Here is a 24,898-nt window from a genome sequence, read left to right as displayed (position 1 = left end):
ATAACGTTTGGTTCAAAGGACTTTTAGTGACGTTAATTAAAGGTTTGTTGGCTAAACACTGAGAAGGTGCGAGCAGGCGTATAGTCAAAGGTTCCTGCCGCCAGGATGGAAAGACCCATGCTTCCGCTTGAACTGCGCAGCTGCAATCTCGACCACGAACATGTCGCCCATAGCCATGACCACCATCAGTTGATTCTTGCCACCAGCGGCGTGACCGAACTCGCCCTGGAGGGGCAGGGCGGTGGCCATGTGACGTCTCGGCGGGGCTGTTTGATTCCCTGTTCGCGCGCGCATGAATACCAGGGTGACGGCAACAATTGCACCCTGGTGCTCGACATTCCCGTGACAGGGTTTACGTCGCTGGATAAAGACGCGGGTATCGAGCGATTGTTCGATACCCCGCGATTTTTTAATGTGCCCCCCGGCCTCAATCAATTGGCCCACAGCTTGGCTTACCAGCTGGAGCAGTATCCGGCGTTGCAAAATGAAATTGCTATGCTGTTGCTGCGGGCGCTAGAGGTGTATTTGCAAGACTCGCCCGCTGGCTCTCTGGCTGGCTCTCAACCGGCTGGCGCGGGCTGTGTCACGCAACGTTTGGACATGGGACGGCTGAATGCCTGGTTGGACCAGCATTTGGCTGATGAGGTGCGGGTTGAACAGTTAGCCGGGTTATGTGCTCTCAGCCCCGGCCATTTTCATGTGTGCTTTCGCGACATGGTCGGCATGACACCGCTCGCCTATGTGCAGCGCCGACGGCTGGAGCATGCGCGTACCCTTGTTCAGCAACGCTCGTTGAGTCTTGGGCATGTTGCCGCCCTGGTAGGCTTTCGCGACCAAGGCAGTTTCTCGCGGGCGTACCGCCGCTACTTTGACGTTCCCCCTTCCCGTGATCGCCAATCGCCCCTCGTAATCTGACTCGTGGGCAAATCTTTCGCAGCTTCGGGCAAGCGCAGTGCTTTACCTCGGTCTAGTCTTTAAAGATCACTTCTGTGTTTCTTTTATTTGCGAGACCGACAATGAGCATTAGCTACCACGACAGCAATTCCCGTATGAGCCAAGCGACTATCCACAACGGAACTGTGTATCTGGCAGGCCAGGTGCCGACGGATACCGGTGCCGATATGCATGGCCAGACCGAGCAGGTGCTGGCGCGTATCGATGAGTTGCTGGCCAAGGCGGGAACCTCCAAAGATCAGCTGCTTTCCGCCCAGATCTGGGTAACCAGCATGGATGAGTTCGCCGAGATGAACCGAGCCTGGGATGCCTGGGTAGCGCCCGGCCAGCCTCCGGTGCGTGCCGCCGTGGAAGCGAAACTCGCCAAGCCCGAATGGAAAGTGGAAATCATGGTAATAGCCGCGCTGCCGGAGGCGTGACATGCGAGTCGTCTCCGCTGATGAAGTCGCAGAATGCCTTGAGTGGCAAGGCCTGATAGAGCGCCTGGCGCTCACCTTTGCCCAGGGTGTCGAGTCGCCGCCACGCCATCATCACGCCATGCATCGCCCGGATGGTGAAGCCACCATGCTGTTGATGCCGGCCTGGGAAAAGGCCGGTTACATCGGCGTGAAGGTGGTCAACGTCTTTCCGCAGAATGCAGATCACGGCATCCCGGCGATTTCCGGCCTGTATTTACTCAGTGAAGGCGTCCACGGCCAACCGTTGGCCTGTATCGATGGCAGTGAGCTGACCCGTCGCCGAACGGCGGCAGCCTCGGCCCTGGCGGCGCGTGAACTGGCTCGCGAAGATGCTTCGACGCTGCTCGTCGTGGGTACCGGTAAGCTGGCGCCCATGGTGATTGAAGCCCACGCCAGTGTGCGACCCATCCAGCGCGTGCTGGTGTGGGGGCGTAATCCCGACAAAGCCGCTGCGATTGCTGAGGCTTATGCCGATCGCTTCGATACTGCCGTGGCTGGAAACCTGGAAACAGCGGTAGCCCAGGCAGACATCGTTAGCTGCGTGACGCTCTCCACCCAGCCGCTGATCAAAGGAGAATGGCTCACGCCGGGAACTCATCTGGATCTGATCGGTGCGTTTCGTCCGCAAATGCGCGAAACCGATGCGCAATGCTTGCGCCGCGCAGAGGTGTTCGTGGATACCTACGCCGGTGCCAAGGGGGAGGCGGGCGATATCCTGCAGGCCATCGAGGAGGGCGCGTTTCGTTTTGACCAGATTCAAGCGGAACTGGCCGAAGTGCTCAAGGGTGAAAAGGCCGGTCGATCTTCGGCCGACTCGATTACGCTATTCAAGTCAGTAGGGGCGTCGCTGGAGGATCTGGCTGCCGCCATTGAAGTATGGGAGGCGCTACCCGAGGCTCACTGAAGGGGAGCGATCTCCTGAGCCAGGCTGCTTTCCGAAGGGTAATAACGCAAGTTCGACTCAACATAGTTCGACTCAACATAGAATGAGGTGTGTTATGACGACGACAAAACGCTTACCACTCATCGCAGCAATGGCAACCTTGCCCCTGGCGATCGCCAGTACTCACGTTCAGGCCCAATCCACGGAAATGGCCATCGCCACTATCCTGCCCGAGAACATGAGTAACAACGAGGTCTACCCGGCCCTGGTGCATTTCAAGAATCTGGTCGAGATGCGCACCAACGGCGAAGTGGAGGTGAGAATCTTCGGCAATAGCCAGCTTGGCTCTGAGGTGGAAACCGCTTCCGAGGTGCAGGCCGGGCGCTCCCTTCAATCGACAATCATCACGACCGGTGCCATGTCGTCGTTTTACGATGATTACCAGCTGATGACGGCCCCTTTCCTGTTCGACAACTGGCGCCAGGCCTGGGCCTTCTTCGATAGCGAATGGTTTGCCGACTTCATGTCCGACACCATCGAAGAAGCCGGCATGCGTTATCTGGGCACATTCGATGACGGCGGTGGCTTCGTGGCCTTCACTAACAACGAGCGACTGATCGAGACGGTGGAAGACCTCGAAGGATTGAACATCCGCACCGAGGAAAACCCCGGCCATGTGGCGATCATGAAGGCATTGGGCGCTTCGGCGACACCGCTGCCATGGGGTGAGGTAATTACCGCCTTGGAAACCGGCCTGGCCGACGGTCAGTTCAACGCCCCGGTGCTCAACACCACCTTCAATTTCGATGAAGTGACCGATTACACCACCCTGACGGGGCACGTTTACAACAGCGCCGCCTGGCTGGTCAGCGAAGACTGGTTCCAGGGGCTGACCGAAGAGCAGCAGGAGGCGATTCTTGTCTCGGCGCGCGAAGCCGTCGCGATCGGTCACGGCATGTCGGGTGCTCTGGCCACGGCTAGCTGGCAGGAGTCCTGCGAACGCTTCGAGGAGTGCTACATCATGCCTACCGAGGAGCGTCAGCGCATGGCCGAGATCGCACGTCCGGAATGGCGGGATTGGATCGTCAATGACTTCGGCATCGAAGCCGACAAGGTCGATGCCTTCCTCGAGGAAGTGGCGCGTGTCGGTGAGCAAGTGAGCGAATCGGATGTGTCCATCTACGGCCGCTGAGGGTTGATGACGATCTGCGACCCATCGACCGGTCGGGCCTTCCGGCCGGTCGATGTTGCCTGTGAGGTTACCTGATGCATTTACTTCAGCCCCTTCGCCGCCTGAGCGATGCAGTCAATCAGGCGGCCATCGTGACGTGTGTGGCCTGCGTGCTGATCATGCTGGGCATCTCCTTCACGGCTTTCCTGTACAAGCTGGCGACCGGCAGCACCTTGAGCTGGACCTACTCGTTGGCACGGCTTTTCCTGCCCTGGATTGGCTTTCTCTCCATGACGATCTCGTTGCGCTATGGCGAGCATGTGGCCATGACCCTACTGGTGCGTAGCTTGCCACGGGTACTGCTGACGGCGGCGGCGGGGATCTGTCTGGCGGTGATTGCGTTATTCGCGTTGATGTTGGTGTGGTATGGCTGGGGCTACTTTCAGGGCGCTACACAGGTTTACATGGTATCCGACCAGATTCAGATTCCTAGCAAGTTCACCGCCATCGTGATCCCGCTTTCCGGGGTGATCATCCTGTTACATCTGGTGCAGGGGTTCGATCTGCTGGAGCATTTCATCGATGACGAGACGCAACTCGATGAACTGATCAAGGCCAATGAAGGGGAGAAACGCTCATGATGCCGGCAATCGTGGCCTTTGTGGTGTTGTTATTGATCGGCGCACCCGTCGCCGTGGTTATGGCCATGTCCGGTCTGGCGGGTGGTTTCGCCATGGGCGGGGAGCGCATGCTGGGCATCATTGCCGATCGCATGTTTGCCGGTGTCTCGGGCTTTCTACTCATCGCCGTGCCGTATTTCATCTTCACCGCCGAACTGATGAACCAGGGCGGGCTGACTCATAAGTTGATCGACTTCAACAATGCGTTATTCGGCAGGGTTCGCGGGGCGCTTTCCCATGTCAATGTCTCGGTGTCGGTGTTCTTCGCCGGACTTACTGGTGCGGCGATTACCGATACCGTCGCCATCGGCAAGATCATGATTCCGGAGATGAAAAAACAGGGGTACGACGCTGAGTATGCCGCGGCGATCACCGCCTGTTCATCGATAATCGGCCCCATCATTCCGCCCAGCGTGGTGATGGTGGTGTATGCCACGCTGTTGCGCGACATTTCGGTGATCGACCTGTTCGCCGGCGGGATTATCCCCGGGTTATTGATGGCGGGGGCCTTGCTGGGGGTGAGTTTTTTCCTGGCCTGGAAACGCGGTTATCCCAAGCAGGCACCGACGCCCTTCAAGGTGGCGATGATGTCATTCGTGCTGGCGCTGCCCGCGATGATCGTACCGTTGATTATTCTGGGCGGTATCCTGTCGGGCCTTACCACCATTACCGAAGCCTCGGGGTTTGCCGCCGTCTACACCATCATTATCGGCGTGGTGTTTTACCGTAACCTTACCTGGCGCAAGATATGGGATTCGTTGGTGGTAACCGTGCGCTTCTCGGGTGTGGTGTTCTTCCTGCTGGCGACCTCGGCGGTCTTGGGCTGGTTCGTGACGCGTTCGGGTATCGCTCGGGATGCGTCGGGACTCATCACCACCTTCAGTGATTCGGCTTTTCTGCAGTTGATGATGGTCTGCCTATTGCTGCTGCTGATCGGCACAGTGATGGATGTGCTCCCGGCGCTGGTGGTGGTGGCACCGGTACTGGTGCCGGCGATGATTCAGCTGGGGTTTGACCCTCTGCACTTCGCCATCCTGATGATCGTGGTGCTCAATATCTCCAATGTGACGCCACCGGTAGGCATGACATTGATGACGGCGGCACGTATTGCCGAGGTGCCCTATGAGCGGGCCATCATCGCGTCACTGCCATTTTATGTGGCCTTTATCGGGGTTATCTTGTTATTGGCGGCTTTTCCGGCCCTGTCGACCTGGATACCGTCGCTGCTAGGGTAGCGTCTCACTGCAAGGACATTATTCGATGAAGCTGTTTTACCATCCCGACCAGGAATATCACGCACCGCCCACCTTTTTGCTGCGCGGCCAGCCGGCGCCTTCCCCGGAAGGGCCGCAACGGGCGGTACTGTTGTCCGAGGGCCTGGCCGAGGTTGGGTTATCGCTTGCCGCGCCGACACAGACCGATAGTCCGCTGTTGCGCAGGCGGCTGGAGCGTATTCATACACCGCGCTATCTCACTTTCCTGGAAACCATCCACGCGCGCTGGCAGGCGTTGCCACAAGCCTCGGAAATGGTAATGCCCAACGTGCATCCTTGCGGAGGCGGATGGCATTACCCCGACCACCCTATCGGCCAGGCAGGTTGGCACTTGCATGACATGGCCTGTCCGATCAGTGCCGGAAGTTTCAGGGGTATTCTAGCCAGTGCGGCCAGTGCCCAGGCAGCGGCGGAATCGGTGCTGAGCGGTGACCGACACGCTTATGCGTTATGCCGACCGCCGGGACATCATGCCGGGCCGGATCGCGCTGGCGGCTTTTGTTTCTTGAACAACTCGGCACTGGCGGCCACGGTGCTGCGCGAACGTTTCGAGCGCGTGGCGATTGTCGATGTGGATCTGCATCACGGCAACGGCACTCAGGATATCTTCTATGCCCGCAGCGATGTATGGACGGGCTCCTTACATGCCGACCCCGCACAGTTCTATCCATTCTTCTGGGGTGGGGCGGCAGAAACCGGTAGCGGCGAAGGGGAGGGAAGCAATCTCAACTTTCCGTTACCCTTGGGCAGCGACGGAGCGCTGTTTCTAGCCACTCTGGAAACACTGCTGGAAGCATTGGCGGTCTATCGCCCCGAGGCGGTGGTGGTGGCACTGGGTCTGGACGCTCACAAGGATGACCCTCTGGCCGGTTTCGTTCTGGAAACCGAGGATTTTGTCCAGATCGGCCAACGTCTGGCCGCCCTGGACCTGCCGATGGTATTGGTCCAGGAAGGCGGCTATCCAACCGAACATCTGAGCGCCAACCTGGCGGCCTTCATGCGTGGGTTTCAGCAAGGCACCGCTGCGCTTTGATACTCCCCTCTTTTGTATGAAAGATTGTGGGTTTCCAACGTCATCCCTTCGTATGCAATGGCTGGCGCCGTCGCCATAGTGTGATTCCCACGGCGAGCACTATCCAGGCAAGGAGGGCGGCCAGAACATCATCTAACACGATTCCCAGTCCTCCGCCGATGGCCTCGAGGTGGCTGATGGGTGGGGGCTTGGTGGTGTCGAATAATCTATACAAAGCGAACGCCGCCCCCATCATCCAGGGGGTTCGAGCCGCCGCGAGGCCTAGCGTGACTAATGGGAAAGCCAGGAACTCATCGGCAACGATCTGCGAGGCATCGCCACCACCAAGCCACTGCGATGCCCAGTGGCAGAGCGGTACTCCAACGATCAGCAGCAGGACTATGATGGTGGCCTGCTTCGTCAGTGGGTGGCCGAGCAGCCACCAGGCCAGGGGAATGCCGAGCAGCGAACCAAAGGTTCCCGGCGCCCAGGGAAGCCAACCCAGCCCGAACCCCGCGGCGAGAAACAAGACCATGCTTTCTACCATCAGCGTTTAACCTCCGCTGCATAGCGCTTTGACACTTCTGTATTTGACGCTTCTGCAATAGGGATCATCTGAAAATCTTCCGCCTCTGTGCCTCTTAGAGGAGCGACCATACACCAAGGATTTTTTTATTTCAGGGCGTTTTCAAGTATCGCCAGGCGCCCCGCGTCTTCCACCGCCGTGATGCGAAGAGCCGCAGCCAGCGATCCTTGGGCAAGTTGGCGCGCAGGCGGCGAATATCTACCTGTCGGGCATGTTGCGGGTGCCCTGTATGCCCTTGAGGCGTCGTCGGAGGGCGGCCTTGCCCATCATGTGGGCACTGACCGGGGCAGTGGCAAACAGGAAGATTGTCACCAGGGCTTCCTGGACGGAGACGCCATCCTGCTGATGGCTGAAGTAGAGCAGCGAGCCGATCAGGGTGCAGCCGACGCCTAGGGTGCTGGCCTTGGTGGGGCCGTGGAGTCGGGTATAGAAGTCGGGTAGCTTGGCCAGTCCCCAAGAGCCAATCAGCGCCACCAAGGCACCGAACAGCAGGAAGGCGACAATGACAAGCTCCAGGTACCACGGCATGTCGATGTTGGTCATTCGATCACATCCCCCCGCAGCAGGTACTTGCTCATGGCCACGGTGCTGATGAAGCCCATCAGGGCGATCAGCAAGGCCAGTTCGAACAGCATGCCGAGTCCCATCCAGATGTCGGACAGTACGATCAAGGCGATGCTGTTGATCATCAGGGTGTCCAGTGCAAGGATCCGGTCGACAATGTCGGGACCGATGGTCAGTCGGTAGAGGTTGAGCAGAGCGGCGGTGGCGAAAAGTGCCATGGCCACCGGTATGACGGCAGCAATCATCGGAAGATCTCCTCGAGTGGTTTCTCGTAGCGTTCACGAATGTCAGCAACCATCCCGGCTTCGTCCTCCAGGTGCAGGGCGTGGACCAGCAGGGTGTTGGCCTCGGCGTCGTAGTGGATCGAAACGGTTCCGGGGGTCAGCGAGATGGTGCTGGCCAGGATGGTGATGGCGAAGTCATCCTCCAGGGCGAGCGGGTAGCTGAAGAAACCTGGCCGCAGGTGGCGGGCGGGGCGCAGTATGCGCAGGGCCACCACCAGGTTGGAGCGCAGAATGTCCACCAGCAGCACCAGAAGGTAGCGCAGCAGCGGCAGGGGGCGCTTGATCTTCGCTTCCTCTGGCCAGAAGCCGTGGGTCGCGAAGGGAATGGCCACGCCCAGGGCCAGCCCCAGCAGGGCGTGAGCCGCGCTGAATTCGTCGACCATCAGCAGCCACAGTAGCGCCAGGAACAGCGAGAAGAGTGGGCGCGGCAGCCAGTATTGCCAGCGTCGGTAAGCAGGATTCATGGCGAGACCTCCTCCAGTGAGATGCCGGCCTCCGGCAGCACGGCGGCGATATAGCCGCCTGGCGCGAGAAGCTGCTCGGCAGTCAACTCGAGATAGCCCATCACCGGGTCGCCGAAGATGGCCAGCAGACCGTTGAGACCGACCATGATGGACACCAGTGTCAGGGGACCGCGCTCAAGCGGGTAGGGCTTGGCCATGTCGCCGGGGCGCCAGAACCAGCTGCTGCCGGTGCGGCTGGCGGCGATAATCACCAGCAGCGCCGAGGCCAGCACCACCCCCCATAGCCACAGCCCCTGGGCCGACTCGAGGCTGGCCTGGAGTATCCACGCCTTGCTGACGAAGCCAGCGAAAGGCGGCAGGCCAGCCATGGCGATGGCGGCGACGAAAAACAGCGTGCCCATGATCCAGCGGTGACCGATGGGGCCGGTCGCCGAGAAACGGTCGTAACCGGTCTCGCGCTGCTGGCCCAGCAGGTCGGCTAGAAGGAAGAAGACCGCGGCCATGAGGGTGCTGTGAATCAGGTAGAACAGGGCAGCGCCGAGGCTGGCTGCGGTGCCGAGGCTAATGGTGGCCAGCAGGGTACCCACCGAGAGGATCACCAGGTAGGCGGTCAGGGTGCGCAGGCTGTCCGAGCCCAGAACCCCGATGCCGCCCAGTGCCAGGGTCAACAGCGCCAGCGGCCATAGCCAGCCCCAGGCGGTCTCGCTGACCGGCGTCTCACCCAGCCCGAAGACCAGCAGAAAGATGCGCAAGATGGCGTAGATGCCCACCTTGGTCATGATGGCAAAGAGCGCGGCCACCGGCGCGCTGGCGGCCGAGTAGGCGCGGGGCAGCCAGAATAGCAGCGGCAGGATGGCGGCCTTGATGCCGAAAACTACCAGCAGGATTAGGCTAGCGGCGGCGAGCAGCGGCGCATCTTCCGGCGGAGCCTCTGCCACCCTCAAGGCCAGGTCCGCCATGTTGAGGGTGCCGGAGAGGCCGTAGAGGGTGCCCAGGGCGATCAGGAAGAGCGCGGAGCCCACCAGATTGATAATCACGTAGTGGAGGCCGGCACGGCTGCGGGCGCGGCCGCCACCGTGCAGCAGCAAGGCATAGGAGGCGATCAGCAGGATCTCGAAGAACACGAAGAGGTTGAACAGATCACCGGTCAGAAAAGCGCCATTGAGCCCAGCCAGTTGGAACTGGAAGAGCGCATGGAAGTGTGCACCACGCTGGTCGGTGCCGCTGCTGGCATAGAGCAGGCAGCAGAACCCCAGTATGGCGGTCAGCGCCAGCATGATGGCGGCGAGGCGGTCGAGGACTAGCACGATACCGAAGGGCGCCGGCCAGTCGCCGGCTTGGTAGATCAGGTAGTCGCCCGAGCCAGCCGTGGACAACGCCCAGATACCCATCAGCACCAGCCAGGCGGTGCTGGCGAATCCCAGCAGGCGTTGCAGGGCGAAAGGCGCCCGATAGAACAGCAGCTGACCGGCGCCGGTCAGCAGGGGCAGCAGGATGGGCAAGATCAGGGCGTGATTCATGCGCGATCTTCCTCAGGGTTCTCGCCGTCCACGTGGTCGTTGCGTAACTCCACGGCGGCCTTGAGCGCCAGCACCACCACGAAGGCGGTCATGGCGAAGCCGATGACGATGGCGGTGAGCACTAGGGCCTGAGGCAGCGGGTCCGCCGAGCGCTGCGACAGACCGACAATGGCCGGGGCGCCAGCGACCAGGCGTCCCGAAGCGAACAGGTAGAGGTTGACTGCGTGGGAGAGCAGGGTGAGTCCCAGGATGACCGTGAAGGTGCGCGCCCGCAACAGCAGGTAGACCCCGCAGGTGGTCAGTACGCCGAGCGTGATTGCGTAGAGCAGTTCCATCAGCCGATCTCCTTGCCGGGGCCGGCCACCGTCATCAGCTTGCCGAGATTGGCCAGAATCAACAGCGTTGCGCCGACCACGGTGGCATAAACACCAAGGTCGAAGAGCATGGCGGTGGCCAGTTCGAATTCACCGATCAGCGGCAGGTGCAGGTGACCGTGGGATGAAGTGAGGAAGGGAAAGCCGAACAGCCAGCTGCCCAGGCCGGTAAAGGTGGCGGTCAGCAGGCCGGCGCCGATCAGCGGCCGGAAAGGGGACAGCATGCGTTCCTGGGCCCATACCAGGCCACCGGCCATGTACTGCAGGGTCAGCGCCGTCGCGGTGATCAGTCCGGCGATGAAGCCGCCGCCGGGCAGGTTGTGGCCGCGCAGGAAGATATAGGCCGAGACCAAAAGGGCAATGGGCAGCACTAGCCGGGCCACGGTACTGAGCATGATCGGGTGCGGCTCGGCCACCCAGTGGGTGGGATTGGTCTCGACCACGCGCTCCTTGAGGTGCAGGTCGTGGGTGAAGGCAAACACTGCTACGGCGGCAATGCCCAGCACGGTAATCTCGCCCAGGGTATCGAAGCCGCGGAAATCCACCAGGATGACGTTGACCACGTTGGTGCCCCCGCCGCCGGGGACGCTGTTGGCCAGGAAGAAGCCGGAGATCGTCTCCTGGGGACGGGTGAGGATGGCGAAGCTGAAGGCTGCCACGCCAAGGCCCATCAGCACGGCGATAATAAGGTCACGGCCCATCCTGAAGCCGCTCGAGCTCTTGGGCGAGGTCTGAGGCAGGAAGGAGAGTGCCAGCATCATGATCACCACCGCCATCACTTCCACCATCAGCTGGGTCAGGGCCAGGTCGGGCGCCGAGAAGCGGGCGAAGGTGACGGTGACAAAGAGCCCGGTGACGCCGAGCAGCAACAACGCCGGCAGGCGGTGATGGTGATAGACCGCCACACCGATCGCCGCCAGGCACAGCAGGATGGCTGCCAGCATGGTCAGGGGGTCGAGCGGGGAGAGCACCACGCCGCCGTCCCAGTGGGTGACGGCGAGCAGCTCGATGCCGACCACCACCACCACAGTAGCCAAGATGAAGCTCAGGTAGCGCTGCAGGGAGCCGTTCTCGAGCTGGAAGACGCGGCGCTGGGAGAGAGCGATGGCGCGGCGCATGATCCAATCGAAAATCTCCTTGGCATCGACCTCGGGCAGCCGCGCGTGCAGGCGGAACAGAGGGTCGCGGAAATGGTAGAAGAGCACGCCACCGGCCAGGGCAAACAGGCTCATGAGCATTGGCACGCTGCCGCCCAGTGCCGAGAAGTCGTAGGAATCGACAAGCGCCTGACGCGCGGCGCTGAAGGCTGGCTGGATCAGGGCGGAATAGATGTGTTCCGGCACCAGTCCCACCAGCAGCGTGGCCAGGGCCAGCAGCACGATGGGCGATAGGGCCGCCAGCCGCGGCGAGGCGGGTGGCCATACCGGAAGGTCGATCGGCTGACCGTTGAAGAAGACGTTATGGAAGATGCGGATCGAGTAGGCCACCGAGAACAGTCCGGCCAGAGCCACCCAGACGGGAATCACCACGACCGCCCAGTCGGGGGTGGAGAGTAGCAGGCTCTCGGTGAACAGCATCTTCTTGCTCAGATAGCCGCTCATCAGCGGCAGACCGGCCATGGCGGCGGCGGAGATGCCGGACAGCACCATCAGAACGGGCATGAAACGCCACATGCCGTTGACTCGGCGCATGTCGCGGGTGCCGGTAGCACGATCCACGTAGCCCGCCATCATGAACAGCGGCGCCTTGAACAGTGCGTGGCATACCAGATGGAAGAGAGCGGCCGCCAGCGCCATGGAGGTGCCCAGGCCCAGCAGCAGCATGATCAATCCCAGGTGAGAAACCGTGGAGTAGGCCAGCAGCCCCTTCATGTCGTGCATGAACATGGCCACGAAGGCGCCCACCATGAGTGTCAGCATGCCGGTCAGGGTGACCAGGTGGAACCACAGCGAGGTATCGGCCAGCGCCGGGTGCAGCCGAGCGAGCAAAAACAGTCCCGCCTTGACCATGGTGGCGCTGTGCAAATAGGCGGAGACCGGCGTCGGCGCCGTCATGGCGTGGGGTAGCCAGAGGTGGAAGGGGAACTGGGCGGACTTGGTAAAGGCACCGAGCAGGATCAGATTGAGCATCAGGCCGTAGTGCTCGTAGGCGCGGATGCGCTCGCCGGCGTCGAGCACTACCGAGAGTTCGTAGCTGCCGGCGGCATGGCCCAGCAGCACGATGCCGCCAAGTAGCGCCAGGCCGCCACCGCTGGTGATCACCAGCGACATGCGGGCCCCGAGCCGGGCCGCATGGTCGTGAGTGTGGTAGCCGATCAGCAGGAAAGAGACCAAGCTGGTCAGCTCCCAGAATACCAGCAGGAACAGCAGGTTCTCGGAGAGCACGATGCCCAGCATGGCCGCCATGAACAGCAGTATCAGGGTGAAGAAACGCGCCGAGGTGTTACTGCCTTCGAAATAGTAGCGCGCATAGAACAGAACTAGACAGCCGATGCCGGTGATCAGCAGCGCAAAGAGCAGTCCCAGGCCGTCGAGTCGGAAGGCCACGTTGAGGCCCAGTGAGGGCAGCCAGTCGAGCTGCTGGACCACGGCCTCTCCGCCACTCATGACGTGGGGTAGCCAGCTGAGTAGCAGCAGCAGGGAGAAAAGGGCGGGGAGGGCCGAGACCGACGCCAGCAGGCGAGATGACTGACCCCGCATCAGCGCGGGGAGACAGGCGCCTGTGAGGGGCAGCAGGATGATCAGTGCAAGCGGCATGGGACTTGTCTCTCTCATGGTGCTTTAATCAGGATGCCCCGAATTTTTTATTTCAAGGCGTTTTCAAGTATCGCCAGGCGCCCCGGTTGCAGGGCGTCCTCCACCGCCGTGATGCGCAGAATATGCCCCAAGGCTGGATTGACCGGGCGTGCGATCAAGCGTCCGGCATCGAGCAATTCACGGTTGATGCGCTCAGCCAGGGCCGCACTGGGTAGGCGAATGCCGATGAAGTTGGTGGCGCTGGGCAGAACGTCGGCCCCCAACCCCTGAAAGTGCGCAGCCAGTCGTTCGCGGCGTGTCTTTACCGCCTGGATATGCGCCTTTACCTCCTCGGGATGGTCGAGCACCACTTCCGCCGCGGCCTGGGTCAAGGTTGAAACCGCATAATGGATGCGGACTTTCATCATCATGGCCAAGGTGTCCGGTTCGGCAATTGCATAGCCGATACGCAAGCCGGCCAGCCCATGCGCTTTCGAAAGCGTGCGCAGGCGGATCACACCGGGAATCACTTCAGAGGCAAAGGGGCTTTCGGCATCATCGCGAAAGTCATGGTAGGCCTCATCCAACAGCAGCCAGCAATCCTTGGGCAAGTCGGCGCGCAGGCGGCGGATATCCTCGTCACGATGCAAGTGGCCACTGGGGTTGTCCGGGTTGGCCAGATATACCAACCGGGCCTGTCCGCGCTTGGCGGTCTCCAATAGCGCATCGATATCCGGGGCCAGCACACCGGGGGCTTCACGATAAGGCGTTTCGACCAGACGGCAGCCTTGGCCCTGGGCAAAGTATCCGAAGGTGGGGTAGGTTCCTTGAGCACTGACCACTGTTGTGCCGGGTTCGGCGACGGTGCGCAACGTCAGGGCAATCAGGCTGTCGGCACCGGCATCCACCAGCAGCGCATCGAACGGGATCGTCTGCTGGCGGCTTATCCGCTCGCGCACGCCCACGGCTTCCGAATCGCCATAACAATACACATGCTCGACCATGGCATCGCCGAAATGCCGCCGAAGCGCGGCATGAGGCATGTCCAGACCTTCGTTCGACCCCAGGCGATGGGGAATCTCATGGCCGAGACGCCGCTCGAGCACCTTGATGCCGGGAAACGGATTGTTGGGGCCGGAGCCGGTCAAATGCGCGGGGTAACGGGGCATAATGCGATCCTGAATCTCATGAATGATGCAGCGGGGAATCTTGCCAAGGCTTCAGCCTAAGCAGTTCCCCGCTTGGCTTCAACGCCGCTAGCAGGGAGGGGGATGTCGTCACGCCAATCCTGTAGCGTTTTTAGCGGCGTTCAGTCCTGCTCCAGAAATTCACGCAGCTGCTCGCTTGCCTGGTCGATACTCACCACACCATCCAGATGGCCCCGGTTACCTTTCAAGGGTTGAATATCCACCTGAGTGCCGTCGGCTTCTATCAGTTCCGCCGTCCGGCGCACGCCTTCGGGAGTGAATATCAGGTCTTTCTCGCTGTACAGCATGAAGGTGGGTGCATCGATTGCAGCGAGGCCTTGTTCCAGGCTATCACCGTGACCGGCAATGAACGCCTGGTTGGCTTGAACCAGATAGAGCAGATGATTGGCGTCGGATTGTTTCGCGCGAGCGGCGGCAAGCTCATCCAGGGTCTTCTCGAGGGCATAACGGGCGTTGATATTGTGTGCAGGGTCAGCGTTCTGTTCCGCCCAGCTGCGATCAAAGGTGTCGTTGAACCATTCCGGATGATTGGCATCGATGGTGACCAGCTTGAGTGCTTCCTTTAACCCATCCAGCGGGGGGTGATCATCGTAATAATCGCCTTCGTTCCAGTTGGCATCCAGGCGAATGGGCGCCGCCCAGGTGCCGAGCTTCGTCAGCAACCAAGGATCGGTGACGCCGGCGCCGATCACTGAAATCAAGCGTTCCACCTTGTCAGGGTAGGCACTGGCCCATTCGATGGCCTGCAAGGCCCCCATGGAGGCGCCCATCACGGCATGCAATTGATCGATATCCTGGCTTTCCAGCAACTCACGCTGCACCTCGACGAAATCGCGAATGGTGACCATGGGGAACTCCATCCCCCAGGACTCGCCGGTAGCCGGGTTGATCGAGGCCGGCCCGGTAGTGGTGACATTGGGGTCGTGGGCATTGAGGTTGACCAGGGTATCCGAAGAGATAATGTAGTAGCGGTCGGTATCCAGCGGCTTGCCGGGGCCGATGATTGAATCCCAATAGCCGTTGTTGTCGCCATCCTCCTGGTAACGACCGGCGGCATGGCTGGTGCCGGAGAAGAAATGGGTAATTAAAATGACGTTGTCACGGGCTTCATTGAGGGTGCCGTAAGCTTCCCAGCCCACCTTGAGATCCTCGATAGTGTCACCGCCCTGCGTTGTGTATTCCTCCATCTCGAATATCTGTTTTTCCACGACGCCGTCCCAGGCATAGGCGGATTGGGAGGCCAGTAGACCGGCGCCTACAAGCATTCCCCATACCAACGGCGCAGCCGGGCGCTGGGCAGAAAAATTTACATCATTCGCCAAACCGCTAGATCCAGAAAACCAGGCCATAATGGCTCCTTTCAGGTGATGAGCGTTGTGGTTGTTATCCCGTGATCCCAGCATAGTCGAGCCTGGGCATTCAGGTTCAACGCGGGCATTCAGTTAAAATGCCAGCGTTGGCACCTTGCGCCATGATCGGCTGTCATACAGATGAACTCTTATTGTTTCTAAGTATTGTTTCGAGGGACATGTCTTGCCAGAGCCTAGCGCTTTTATTACCGATAACGTGCATGCGGCCAGCGAGGCCTTGGTGGAATTTGTGCAGCGCCATCCCAGGCTGTGGGTGATTACCGGTGCGGGCGTGAGTACCGATAGCGGTATTCCCGACTATCGCGATGCGGCTGGGCAATGGAAGCGCCCGCCACCGGTACAGCACGCTGATTTCATGGGTTCCCACAGCGTTCGTCAACGCTATTGGGCACGTGCCTTGGTGGGGTTCAAGGCGCTGAGTGATGCCAGGGTGGGGGGTGCTCATCGGGCACTGGCGCAGCTGGAAACCTTGGGTCATGTGGAGCAAGTGGTGACCCAGAACGTCGACCGCCTGCATCAGCGCGCCGGCTCGCGGCGGGTGGTGGACCTGCATGGGCGAGCGGATCTGGTGGTCTGCATGCAATGCGATTACCGCATGATGCGCCATGCCCTGCATGCGGAAATGGCCCATTTGAACCCGGCCTTTGTCGCCCTGGATGCCGGTCATGCTCCGGACGGCGACGCCGATCTGGAAACCGACTTCAGCGTCTTTCAGGTACATGATTGCCCACGCTGTGGAGGTATCTTCAAACCCGATGTGGTGTTTTACGGTGACGTGGTGCCGGCACCCAGGCGTGAACAGGCCCAAGCCGCGCTGGACCGAGCCGATGCGGTTCTGGCGGTGGGCACTTCCTTGATGGTGTTCTCCGGTTATCGCTTCTTTCGCCATGCCCACGCCCGCAATCTTCCCCTGGCCGCGCTCAATCTGGGGATTACCCGCGCAGACCCCTTGTTATCGCTCAAATTGAGTGCCCCCTTGACGCCGGTTCTGGAAGCGACGGTCAAGCGCCTGCAATCCACCTAGAGGGGTCGTGGGTGGCGGTATCGAAAGCCTGACTTGGTCACTCGGGTATGTCTGTTAGGCTGACGAGAATATGCACAGTCAATGCGACAACAGGAGACGCTCATGTTCCTTGATTTCGAACATCATTATAGGCAGTTGCCACAACGTTGCTGGTCGGCCTGCGATCCTACCCCGGTGCCCGCGCCACGCTTGATTGCATTCAATGCACCGCTTGCCCGGCAACTGGGAATGAAAGAGACGCCTGACCCCGAACAGTTGGCCGAGTGGGTGAGCGGCAATCAACTGCCTCCTGGCGCTGATCCTTTAGCCATGGCCTATGCCGGGCATCAGTTCGGTACCTTCGTTCCCCAGCTGGGCGATGGCCGCGCCCTGTTGCTGGGTGAAGTGCGTGATGGCGAAGGGCGGCTGCGTGACATTCAGCTCAAAGGTGCCGGGCGCACACCGTTTTCCCGCGGCGGCGATGGTCGCGCACCGCTGGGCCCGGTACTGCGTGAATATCTGGTCAGCGAAGCCATGCATGCCTTGGGGATTTCCACTACCCGAGCGCTGGCGGCAGTGACCACCGGCGAGCGGCTACATCGGCGAACCAGTGAACCCGGTGCGGTGTTGACAAGGGTGGCCTCCAGCCACATTCGGATCGGCACTTTCCAGTTTCTGGCCTACGCAGGCGATGAGAAGAGCCTGCAGGAGCTGGCCGAGCACAGCATCGAACGTCATTATCCCGAGCTTGGCGAGTTGCCGAACGATCAACGCTATCTGGCCTTGTTCGATGCCATTCTGCAACGCCAAGCCGCCTTGGTGGCGCAATGGATGGGCGTCGGCTTTATTCATGGGGTGATGAACACCGACAACATGAGCGTGGCCGGAGACACCATCGATTACGGTCCTTGTGCGTTCATGGACCGTTATCATGCCGAGACCGTCTTCAGCTCGATCGATGAAGGCAAGCGCTATGCTTACCGCAACCAGCCGACGGTTGCCCAATGGAACCTGGCTCGCTTGGCGGAAACCCTGCTTCCGCTGATCGATGACGACGATGACCGGGCCGTGGAAAGGGCGACACAGGTTCTCCAGAGCTTCCCCGAGCATTTTCAGGCGCAACGCCAGGTCATCATGAGCGCCAAGTTGGGCCTTGAAAAAGACGACCCTGAAGCGCTTTCTCTGGGCGATGACTTTCTGAAGCTCATGCAGGCCGGGCAGATGGACTTCACCTTGAGCTTCGATCGGTTATATCAGCTGGCGGCCAGCGAAGACGACAATGCCAGGCAGGCCGCCCATGAAGCGCTCGTGGCGCTGACCCAAGCCCCCGAACCGCTTGAAGCCTGGCTTTCACGTTGGCAAGCGCATCGACAGGAACACGCCACCCCGACACCGGCCACTCTGGCTCGAATGCGCCATGCGAACCCCTTGATCATTCCACGCAACCACCGGGTGGAAGAGGTGATCGCCGCTGCCGTTGACCAAGGAGATTTCACTCTCTTCGAAACATTGTTAGCTTTGGTGACGCGGCCGTTCGAAGATACTCAGCAGGCCCGCGACTGGGCCGTTCCGCCTGCGCCCAGCCAAGAGGTGCTACGCACTTTCTGCGGCACTTGATCTTGTTTGCAAAGGGCTGCCGCAGCCTTGCGTTGAAAGACAGTGAAAGGAGTTGGGATAATCTATTTGACCTCAGATGTGTCGACGCTTAGCTTTTAATGTAGAAATTCTTCGTGATCGTCTGAGTTTTTCTGAGGTCACTGCGTTACTACTACGTCGCGGGTAAATAGATGCTGACTAACACGAGTCTCTCCAGTTCCGACCACTCGACACCCTTGGTTCGCTTTGACGCCGTACAGAAGACTTACGATGGCGAAAACCTGGTCGTCAAGGATCTCAATCTTTCCATTCACAAGGGAGAATTCGTCACCTTGCTGGGGCCTTCAGGTTCCGGCAAGACTACCTGCCTGATGATGCTGGCTGGGTTTGAGGTGCCTACCAGCGGCGATATCTTCCTCGAGTCTCAACGCCTCAATAGCGTGCCCCCCCATAAGCGTAACTTCGGCATGGTGTTTCAGAACTATGCGCTTTTCCCGCATATGACGGTGGAAGAAAATATTCGCTACCCGCTGAAAACCCGCCGCCTGCCTGCCGCTGAAATCGAGCGTAAGGTATCCGACATTCTCGACATGATTCAGCTCAGGGAATTCGCCAAGCGGCGCCCGACACAACTTTCAGGCGGCCAGCAGCAACGGGTGGCATTGGCTCGTTCGCTGGTGTTCGAGCCGCAATTGATCTTGATGGATGAGCCTCTAGGCGCCTTGGACAAGCAGTTGCGCGAGCGAATGCAGCTGGAGATAAAGCATCTTCACCAGCAGCTTGGGCTGACGGTGGTCTTCGTGACCCATGACCAAAGCGAAGCCTTGACCATGTCGGACCGCGTGGCGGTCTTCAACGATGGCGTCATCCAGCAGATCGACACCCCTACCAATCTTTACGAATTCCCTGCCAACGCTTTTGTGGCCCAGTTCATCGGTGAGAACAATACGCTGCCCGGTCGTGTCGAGTCGGTACAGGGGCATGATTGCCGGGTGAGTTTCGGTGAAGGTTTCAGCACCGGGGCGCTGCTCGGCCCGAACCTTGCGCAAGGCGATGCCACCCGGCTTTCGATTCGTCCCGAAAGAGTCAAGCTCAACGGTGCCGCGACCCAACTTCCCAATCGCTTGCAAGGCAAGGTGCACGAATTCATCTACCTGGGTGATCACCTGAGGGTGCGCTGCGAACTGGCCGGCAACGATGATTTCGTGGCTCGCGTTCCTGTGGATGATTTTTCCAGCCAATTGCAACCGGGCGATATCGTGGAACTCGGTTGGCGAAACGAAGATGTTCGAGCCTTGAACGCTTCCTGATGGCTAGTTGCTTGCTCAGCCACTGGCGCGCCGGTTATCAGCGTTTTGTAGATCAACTATTGTCCACCGCACGACTTTTAACGTGCACTTTCGATACCCATGAAAGGTCGCTTGCGACCAGGAGAATGGCATGAAAAAAAACAACCTTATGCGTACCCGTCTGGCCCGTAGTGTGGCGGTTAGTGGTTTATTGACAGCGGGGCTGGCAGCATCCGCCAGTGCCCAGGCATTGACCGTGATTTCCTTCGGTGGCGCCTCCGGCGATGCGATGAATACCGCCTATTACGGTCCTTTTGTCGAGGAGACCGGCATAGAACTGACCCCCGGCGATTATAACGGGGAGCTGTCCCGTATTCGTGCCATGGTCGAGACCGGTAACGTCAGCTGGGACCTGGTGGAAATGGAGTCCCCCGAAATGGTGCGAGGTTGTTTCGAAGGGTTGTTCGAACCTATCGACTGGCAGCGTTTGGGGCTTGGCGATGTATTGATCGATTCAGCCTTTGATGAATGCGGCGTGGGTACCTTCGTGTGGTCCACGGTACTTGCCTACGATGCCGATGCCCTGGATGCTGCTCCCACTTCCTGGGAGGATTTCTGGAACGTGGAAGACTTCCCGGGTACCCGTGGCTTGCGTCGCGGTGCCAAGTACACCCTGGAATTTGCGCTGATGGCCGATGGAGTGCCCAACGAAGACGTCTATGACGTCTTGATGACCGAGGAAGGCGTTGACCGTGCTTTCGCCAAGCTCGATGAACTCAAGGAACACATCCAGTGGTGGGAAGCCGGTGCTCAACCGCCTCAGTGGCTGGTCGCCGGTGATGTGGTGATGACATCCTCCTATAACGGCCGCATCGCCGCCGCGCAGGAAGAGGGCAATAACCTGGAAATCGTCTGGGACGGCAGTCTCTACGACCTGGATTATTGGGCGATTGTCTCGGGCAGCGATAACGTGGATGAGGCCTATCAGTTCATCGAATTCGCCAGTCAGCCCGAAAATCAGGCGGTATATTCCAGCGAAATTCCCTATGGCCCGGTGCATCCGGACGCCATTGACCAGCTCGATGAAGAGCAGGCACGCCGCATGCCGACGCATGCCGACAACCTGGAAGGCGCCCTTGCCATCAACACAGGCTTCTGGGTGGATTACGGCGAACAGTTGGAACAACGCTTCAACGCCTGGGCGACACGCTGATTCAAGGCACCTGCAGCGGTCTTCGGGCCGCTGCCACTTCTCTTGAACGTCACGGCTTGGCCGGGGCGTCATCATATTCTTCGCTGGGGGTGGCATGAGCACAAATGCGGTAGCAGCGAGGCCGGAGGCTCCGCCTGAAGCTAATCTCAAAAAACAGCTCAAGCGTGCCGATCGGCTGCGCAAGTTCAAGGCCATCGGTCTGGTGGCGCCGCTCGCCCTGTTTTTGATCGTGGTCTTTGTGCTTCCCATCGGCAGCATGCTGTGGCGTAGCGTGGATAACACCGAGCTTGAATCGGTCATGCCAAGAACCGTGGCCGGGTTGCAGCAATGGGATGGCAGCGGCCTTCCGGAAGAAGCTACCTTGGCGGCGTTCGCCGCTGAGTTGCGCGACTCACGGCGTGGCGGAGGATTAGGCAAGGTCGGGCGCCGTCTCAACTATGAAGATAACCAGTATCGCGGTTTGTTGATGCGTACCTTGCGGGGGCTTCCGGCGAGCAGCGAGAACTGGACGCAGACCCTGGTCGAGATTGATCCGGCATGGGGCGAAACCACCACTTGGCGCGAGATTCAGCGAGCCTCACCGCCGGTCACGGATCGTTATGTCCTGGCGTCGCTGGACCTGGAGCGTGGTGCCAACGGTGAGATTCAGCGCATCGATGCTCAGGATCGCATCTATCAATCGGTGTTTCAGCGCACCATGGTGATTGCCGGTGGAGTGACCTTGATCTGCCTGGCGCTGGGCTTTCCGCTGGCCTATCTGTTGGCGACGTTACCGCCCAAGACCAGCAATATGTTGATGATACTGGTGCTGTTGCCGTTCTGGACATCGCTTCTAGTACGCACGGCAGCCTGGATCATCTTGTTGCAATCCAATGGCCTGGTGAACCAGAGCTTGATTGCTTCGGGAATAATCGACACGCCGTTGCAGTTGGTATTCAACCGCATCGGGGTTTTCTTTGCCATGGTGCATATCTTGCTACCGTTCATGATATTGCCACTTTACAGCGTGATGAAGGGTATCTCGCCCAGCTATCAACGCGCGGCGGTATCGTTGGGGGCGCATCCTTTTGCCGCCTTCTGGCAGGTCTATGCGCCGCAGACGATTTCCGGGGTGGCGGCAGGTACCATTCTGGTGTTCATCATGGCGTTGGGTTACTACATCACTCCGGCTCTGGTGGGTGGCCCGGCGGACCAGATGGTCAGCTATTACGTGGCCTACTATACCAATACCACCAATAACTGGGGCATGGCAGCGGCACTGGGTAGCATCCTGCTGGCGTTGACCTTGTTGCTCTATCTGGTTTACCACCGTCTGGTAAACCGCAAACAGCTGATCAGGAGTTAAGTGATGGCCTTGCCTCCTTATGCCTCACCGGTGGAAAAGCTCTGGTTCTGGATATTCCGCGGTTCCTGCGGCCTGATCCTGTTGTTTCTGATTGCACCGGTCTTCGTGATCATTCCGCTGTCGTTCAGCAGCGGCTCCTTTCTCACTTATCCGCTGCCCGGTTTCTCGTTGCGCTGGTACGAAGAAATTTTCAGTGCCGGCCCTTGGATGGAATCGCTCAAGAACAGCTTGATCGTGGCGCCGCTGGCGACATTGCTGGCCATGACGTTCGGTACCTTGGCGGCGGTAGGCCTCAATCGTGCGGACTTCCCCGGCAAGGGCCTCATCCTCGCGCTCCTGATCTCGCCCATGGTGGTGCCGCTGGTCATCGTGGCAGTGGGCATGTATTTCTTCTTCGCTCAGGTGGGCTTGCTCAATTCCTACACGGGGCTGGTGCTGGCGCATACTGTTCTGGGGGTGCCTTTCGTGGTCATCACCGTGAATGCCACCTTACAAGGGTTCGATTTCAATCAGATGCGCGCGGGGGCAAGCCTGGGTGCTAGCCCGATTCGGGTCTTCTTCACTGTGGTGTTGCCGCAGATCGTGCCGGGCATGGTCTCAGGCGGGTTGTTCGCCTTTGCCACTTCCTTTGATGAAGTGGTGGTGGCGCTGTTCATTGCCAGCCCCACCGAGCGTACCTTGCCTATCCAGATGTTTTCCGGGATTCGCGAGAATATCAGCCCGGCCATCGCCGCGATGGCTACCATTCTGATCCTGCTTTCGACATTGCTGTTGATCACCATGGAGTTTCTGCGTCGGCGCAGCGAGAGGCTCAAGGCCGCGCCTTGATCAAGCTTGGTCATGACGTCTCTTTCACTATTCCTGATTCGTGGTAGTCTGTTATTATATACAGCTTTTCAGGGTCAGGGAGTGAATCAGGACGTTAGCCGGCGCAAGATCATTCATTGCGATTGTGACTGTTTCTTCGCGGCTGTGGAGATGCGCGACAACCCCGCGCTGCGCGATATTCCGCTGGCAATCGGCGGGAGTATCGAGCGGCGCGGTGTTGTGGCTACCTGCAATTATCCAGCGCGCCGGTTCGGTATCCATTCCGCCATGTCCACCGCCCAGGCGCTCAAGCGCTGCCCGCACTTGACCCTCATGCGTGGGGATATGGCCAAGTACAAGGCCGTGGCGCGTCAGGTTTTCGCCATCTATCGCGATGTTACCGAACTTGTCGAGCCGCTGTCGCTGGATGAGGCGTTTCTGGATGTCAGTGACACGACACTTTACCAGGGCAGTGCCACGCGCATCGCTCAGCTGATACGCAGTAGGGTCGAAAGCGAAGTGGGCATTACTGTCTCGGCTGGGGTGGCGCCCAACAAGTTCCTGGCCAAGGTGGCCAGTGACTGGCACAAACCCGATGGCTTGTGCGTGATTCCTCCCGAGGAGGTGGATGCCTTCGTCCAGGCGCTTTCCGTCAAACGTATCAACGGGGTGGGGCCACGTACCGCGGAAAAGCTCGCGGAATTGGGAATCGCTACCTGCGCTGATTTACGCCGCCGTTCGTTGGCTCAGATGGTGGAACATTTCGGCCGCTTCGGGCATCGCTTGCATGAACTTGGCTGGGGCCGTGACGAACGCCCGGTACGCCTCTCGCGCGAGCGCAAATCAGTAAGCACCGAGCATACCTATCCGCAAGACTTACCCGATCTGGCCGCCTGCCGAGCACGCCTGCCTGAGTTGCTTGCCGACCTGGATGCCCGTCATGGGCGACTTGACCCGCCACGCGATATACGCGGACTGATCCTAAAGGTGAAATTCAACGACTTCACCCAGACCACGGTGGAACATGCCACGCCAGTATCAAGCCTGGCGCAGTTCGAGACACTATTACAGGTGGGCTGGCAAAGAGGCGGCAAGCCGGTACGCTTGCTGGGAGTGGGCTACCGTCTGGCCGAAGTGAGCGCTGAAGCACAGCTTTCGCTGTTTTGATGACAGTTATGAAGATAACAGTTTTGAACAAAATCCTGCCGCATTCTGCGATTCGATTCTTTGAATGAATCGGCAGTTAAGGCAGGGCAAGGTGTCAGCCTTGCTTGTTCTTATAACTGGTTGGATATATAGTTTTCTTATGCCGATCATCCGTTCCGACTCCCTGGCGCTACACGTCACCAGTGCCGACCAACAGACCGCTCTGATGGATACGCTGGCGCTGTATCGGCGATTGGTGCGCGATCTCATGACCGTGGCGTATACGCACTGGCCGCAGGTCGGCGTCTGCGAAGGGAGCGCGGTGGTCGAGGTAATAGAACGGCTGATACATCCCACCCAAAAACGACCACAGGTACGCTACACGTACTTTGCTAAACGCGACTACAAATTTCCATCGTACCTTCGCCGTGTCGCTATCATGGATGCGGTCGGTCAAGTCCGCTCCTTCGTGACACGGTTTGAGGCGTGGCGCAGCGGTGATCGTAAACACCTGCACGCCAAACCACCGCGCCTGACATCCAGCACCAAGACCTTTCCGAGCCTTTACGGGAGCCAGTGCGCCAAGATCAATGCCGATGCCAGCCATGCCTTTATCAAGGTGCGACAGCACAATGATTGGGTCTGGATGGGAGTTCGGCTCAAGGGAACATGCCGGTTCCGGGGGAAAGGCAAGGCCAAATCCCCGCTACTGACCACTAACGGTCGACAATGGCAGCTCTCGTTGCCCGAACAGTTCGATCCACCCAAGCCCGCCAAAGGCGCCCCTGACCGGGTGCTGGCGGTGGATGTTGGCATTAACACGGCGGCGACCTGGGCCGTGGTCGATGCTCAAGGCACTGTCCACGCACGCGGGTTTCTCTCGCGCACGGATAAAGACCGGGAGTATCGGCTCATGCAACGCATCCGCCGTCAGGCACGGAAGCAAACCCGGCACGGAAGCC

At 59.7% G+C, this 24,898-nt stretch carries 24 protein-coding genes; 15 read left to right on the top strand and 9 right to left on the bottom strand.

What is annotated here, in order from left to right; genetic code table 11:
• Positions 1 to 117 precede the first annotated feature (117 nt).
• The 7 genes from DU506_RS07265 to DU506_RS07235 all read left to right on the top strand — a co-directional run bounded on the left by DU506_RS07265 (position 118) and on the right by DU506_RS07235 (position 6,453).
• Positions 118 to 915: an AraC family transcriptional regulator gene (locus tag DU506_RS07265; RefSeq protein WP_114486273.1), complete on the top strand. Its 798-nt coding sequence runs from the start codon at positions 118 to 120 to the stop codon at positions 913 to 915.
• 101 nt (positions 916 to 1,016) lie between these two features.
• Positions 1,017 to 1,373: a RidA family protein gene (locus DU506_RS07260; protein ID WP_114486272.1), complete on the top strand. Its 357-nt coding sequence runs from the start codon at positions 1,017 to 1,019 to the stop codon at positions 1,371 to 1,373.
• Between the two features lies 1 nt (position 1,374).
• Entirely contained in the window at positions 1,375 to 2,316 is a 942-nt protein-coding gene (gene lhpI / locus DU506_RS07255; protein WP_114486271.1) for a bifunctional Delta(1)-pyrroline-2-carboxylate/Delta(1)-piperideine-2-carboxylate reductase, read from the top strand.
• Positions 2,317 to 2,410: 94 nt separating this feature from the next.
• Positions 2,411 to 3,487 (top strand): TRAP transporter substrate-binding protein DctP, encoded by a 1,077-nt coding sequence (gene dctP / locus DU506_RS07250; protein WP_114486270.1) that lies wholly within the window; start codon positions 2,411 to 2,413, stop codon positions 3,485 to 3,487.
• A 74-nt stretch (positions 3,488 to 3,561) separates the two neighbouring features.
• Positions 3,562 to 4,107 carry a TRAP transporter small permease gene (locus tag DU506_RS07245; protein ID WP_114486269.1) on the top strand — a complete coding sequence of 182 codons (546 nt, stop codon included), beginning with the start codon at positions 3,562 to 3,564 and terminating at the stop codon, positions 4,105 to 4,107.
• A complete protein-coding gene (locus tag DU506_RS07240) occupies positions 4,104 to 5,381 on the top strand; it encodes a TRAP transporter large permease (protein ID WP_114486268.1) in 1,278 nt (425 codons plus the stop codon). The genes DU506_RS07245 and DU506_RS07240 overlap by 4 nt, the downstream gene beginning before the upstream one ends.
• Positions 5,382 to 5,406: 25 nt before the next feature.
• Complete coding sequence (locus DU506_RS07235) at positions 5,407 to 6,453, top strand: histone deacetylase family protein (RefSeq protein ID WP_114486267.1); 1,047 nt, start codon at positions 5,407 to 5,409, stop codon at positions 6,451 to 6,453.
• Between the two features lie 40 nt (positions 6,454 to 6,493).
• Here the strand turns inward: DU506_RS07235 and DU506_RS07230 are convergent, their stop codons facing one another.
• The 9 genes from DU506_RS07230 to DU506_RS07190 all read right to left on the bottom strand — a co-directional run bounded on the left by DU506_RS07230 (position 6,494) and on the right by DU506_RS07190 (position 15,516).
• On the bottom strand, positions 6,494 to 6,967 hold the full coding sequence (locus tag DU506_RS07230) for a phosphatidylglycerophosphatase A family protein (RefSeq protein WP_328587959.1): 474 nt from the start codon (positions 6,965 to 6,967) through the stop codon (positions 6,494 to 6,496).
• A 249-nt stretch (positions 6,968 to 7,216) separates the two neighbouring features.
• The gene (locus tag DU506_RS07225) at positions 7,217 to 7,561 is read right to left on the bottom strand and encodes a Na+/H+ antiporter subunit G (RefSeq protein WP_235825470.1); all 345 of its coding nucleotides are present in this window, start codon (positions 7,559 to 7,561) and stop codon (positions 7,217 to 7,219) included.
• Positions 7,558 to 7,827 carry a K+/H+ antiporter subunit F gene (locus DU506_RS07220; RefSeq protein WP_114486265.1) on the bottom strand — a complete coding sequence of 90 codons (270 nt, stop codon included), beginning with the start codon at positions 7,825 to 7,827 and terminating at the stop codon, positions 7,558 to 7,560. The genes DU506_RS07225 and DU506_RS07220 overlap by 4 nt, the downstream gene beginning before the upstream one ends.
• Entirely contained in the window at positions 7,824 to 8,330 is a 507-nt protein-coding gene (locus tag DU506_RS07215; RefSeq protein WP_114486264.1) for a Na+/H+ antiporter subunit E, read from the bottom strand. Before DU506_RS07215 ends, DU506_RS07220 begins: the two co-directional genes overlap by 4 nt.
• Entirely contained in the window at positions 8,327 to 9,850 is a 1,524-nt protein-coding gene (locus DU506_RS07210) for a monovalent cation/H+ antiporter subunit D (protein WP_114486263.1), read from the bottom strand. The genes DU506_RS07215 and DU506_RS07210 overlap by 4 nt, the downstream gene beginning before the upstream one ends.
• Positions 9,847 to 10,185 carry a Na+/H+ antiporter subunit C gene (locus DU506_RS07205; RefSeq protein WP_114486262.1) on the bottom strand — a complete coding sequence of 113 codons (339 nt, stop codon included), beginning with the start codon at positions 10,183 to 10,185 and terminating at the stop codon, positions 9,847 to 9,849. Before DU506_RS07205 ends, DU506_RS07210 begins: the two co-directional genes overlap by 4 nt.
• Positions 10,185 to 12,980: a monovalent cation/H+ antiporter subunit A gene (locus DU506_RS07200; protein ID WP_114486261.1), complete on the bottom strand. Its 2,796-nt coding sequence runs from the start codon at positions 12,978 to 12,980 to the stop codon at positions 10,185 to 10,187. The genes DU506_RS07205 and DU506_RS07200 overlap by 1 nt, the downstream gene beginning before the upstream one ends.
• Before the next feature lie 47 nt (positions 12,981 to 13,027).
• Positions 13,028 to 14,128, bottom strand: coding sequence for a pyridoxal phosphate-dependent aminotransferase (locus DU506_RS07195; protein WP_114486260.1), 1,101 nt, complete (start codon positions 14,126 to 14,128; stop codon positions 13,028 to 13,030).
• 140 nt (positions 14,129 to 14,268) lie between these two features.
• Entirely contained in the window at positions 14,269 to 15,516 is a 1,248-nt protein-coding gene (locus tag DU506_RS07190; protein WP_235825469.1) for an E22 family MetX-like putative esterase, read from the bottom strand.
• Between the two features lie 184 nt (positions 15,517 to 15,700).
• On the opposite strand from DU506_RS07190, the gene DU506_RS07185 reads away from it, so the two are divergent.
• From DU506_RS07185 to DU506_RS07150, 8 genes are all read left to right on the top strand, one after another.
• Positions 15,701 to 16,561, top strand: coding sequence for an NAD-dependent protein deacetylase (locus tag DU506_RS07185; RefSeq protein ID WP_415843570.1), 861 nt, complete (start codon positions 15,701 to 15,703; stop codon positions 16,559 to 16,561).
• Positions 16,562 to 16,663: 102 nt separating this feature from the next.
• Complete coding sequence (locus DU506_RS07180) at positions 16,664 to 18,157, top strand: protein adenylyltransferase SelO (protein WP_114486259.1); 1,494 nt, start codon at positions 16,664 to 16,666, stop codon at positions 18,155 to 18,157.
• A gap of 170 nt (positions 18,158 to 18,327) precedes the next feature.
• Positions 18,328 to 19,446, top strand: coding sequence for an ABC transporter ATP-binding protein (locus DU506_RS07175; RefSeq protein ID WP_114486258.1), 1,119 nt, complete (start codon positions 18,328 to 18,330; stop codon positions 19,444 to 19,446).
• 130 nt (positions 19,447 to 19,576) lie between these two features.
• The gene (locus DU506_RS07170; RefSeq protein WP_220254313.1) at positions 19,577 to 20,638 is read left to right on the top strand and encodes an ABC transporter substrate-binding protein; all 1,062 of its coding nucleotides are present in this window, start codon (positions 19,577 to 19,579) and stop codon (positions 20,636 to 20,638) included.
• A 94-nt stretch (positions 20,639 to 20,732) separates the two neighbouring features.
• The gene (locus tag DU506_RS07165) at positions 20,733 to 21,983 is read left to right on the top strand and encodes an ABC transporter permease (protein ID WP_114486257.1); all 1,251 of its coding nucleotides are present in this window, start codon (positions 20,733 to 20,735) and stop codon (positions 21,981 to 21,983) included.
• A gap of 3 nt (positions 21,984 to 21,986) precedes the next feature.
• On the top strand, positions 21,987 to 22,811 hold the full coding sequence (locus DU506_RS07160; protein ID WP_114486256.1) for an ABC transporter permease: 825 nt from the start codon (positions 21,987 to 21,989) through the stop codon (positions 22,809 to 22,811).
• Positions 22,812 to 22,892: 81 nt separating this feature from the next.
• Entirely contained in the window at positions 22,893 to 23,957 is a 1,065-nt protein-coding gene (dinB, locus tag DU506_RS07155) for a DNA polymerase IV (RefSeq protein WP_268877310.1), read from the top strand.
• 139 nt (positions 23,958 to 24,096) lie between these two features.
• On the top strand, positions 24,097 to 24,898 hold an 802-nt coding region (locus DU506_RS07150), incomplete at its 3' end, for a nuclease/transposase family protein (RefSeq protein ID WP_479715037.1).

Origin of the sequence: Vreelandella rituensis, from assembly GCF_003336665.1 — a bacterium.
GTDB classification, from domain to species: Bacteria; Pseudomonadota; Gammaproteobacteria; order Pseudomonadales; family Halomonadaceae; genus Vreelandella; species Vreelandella rituensis.
This window is presented reverse-complemented; position numbering and strand designations above follow the sequence as displayed.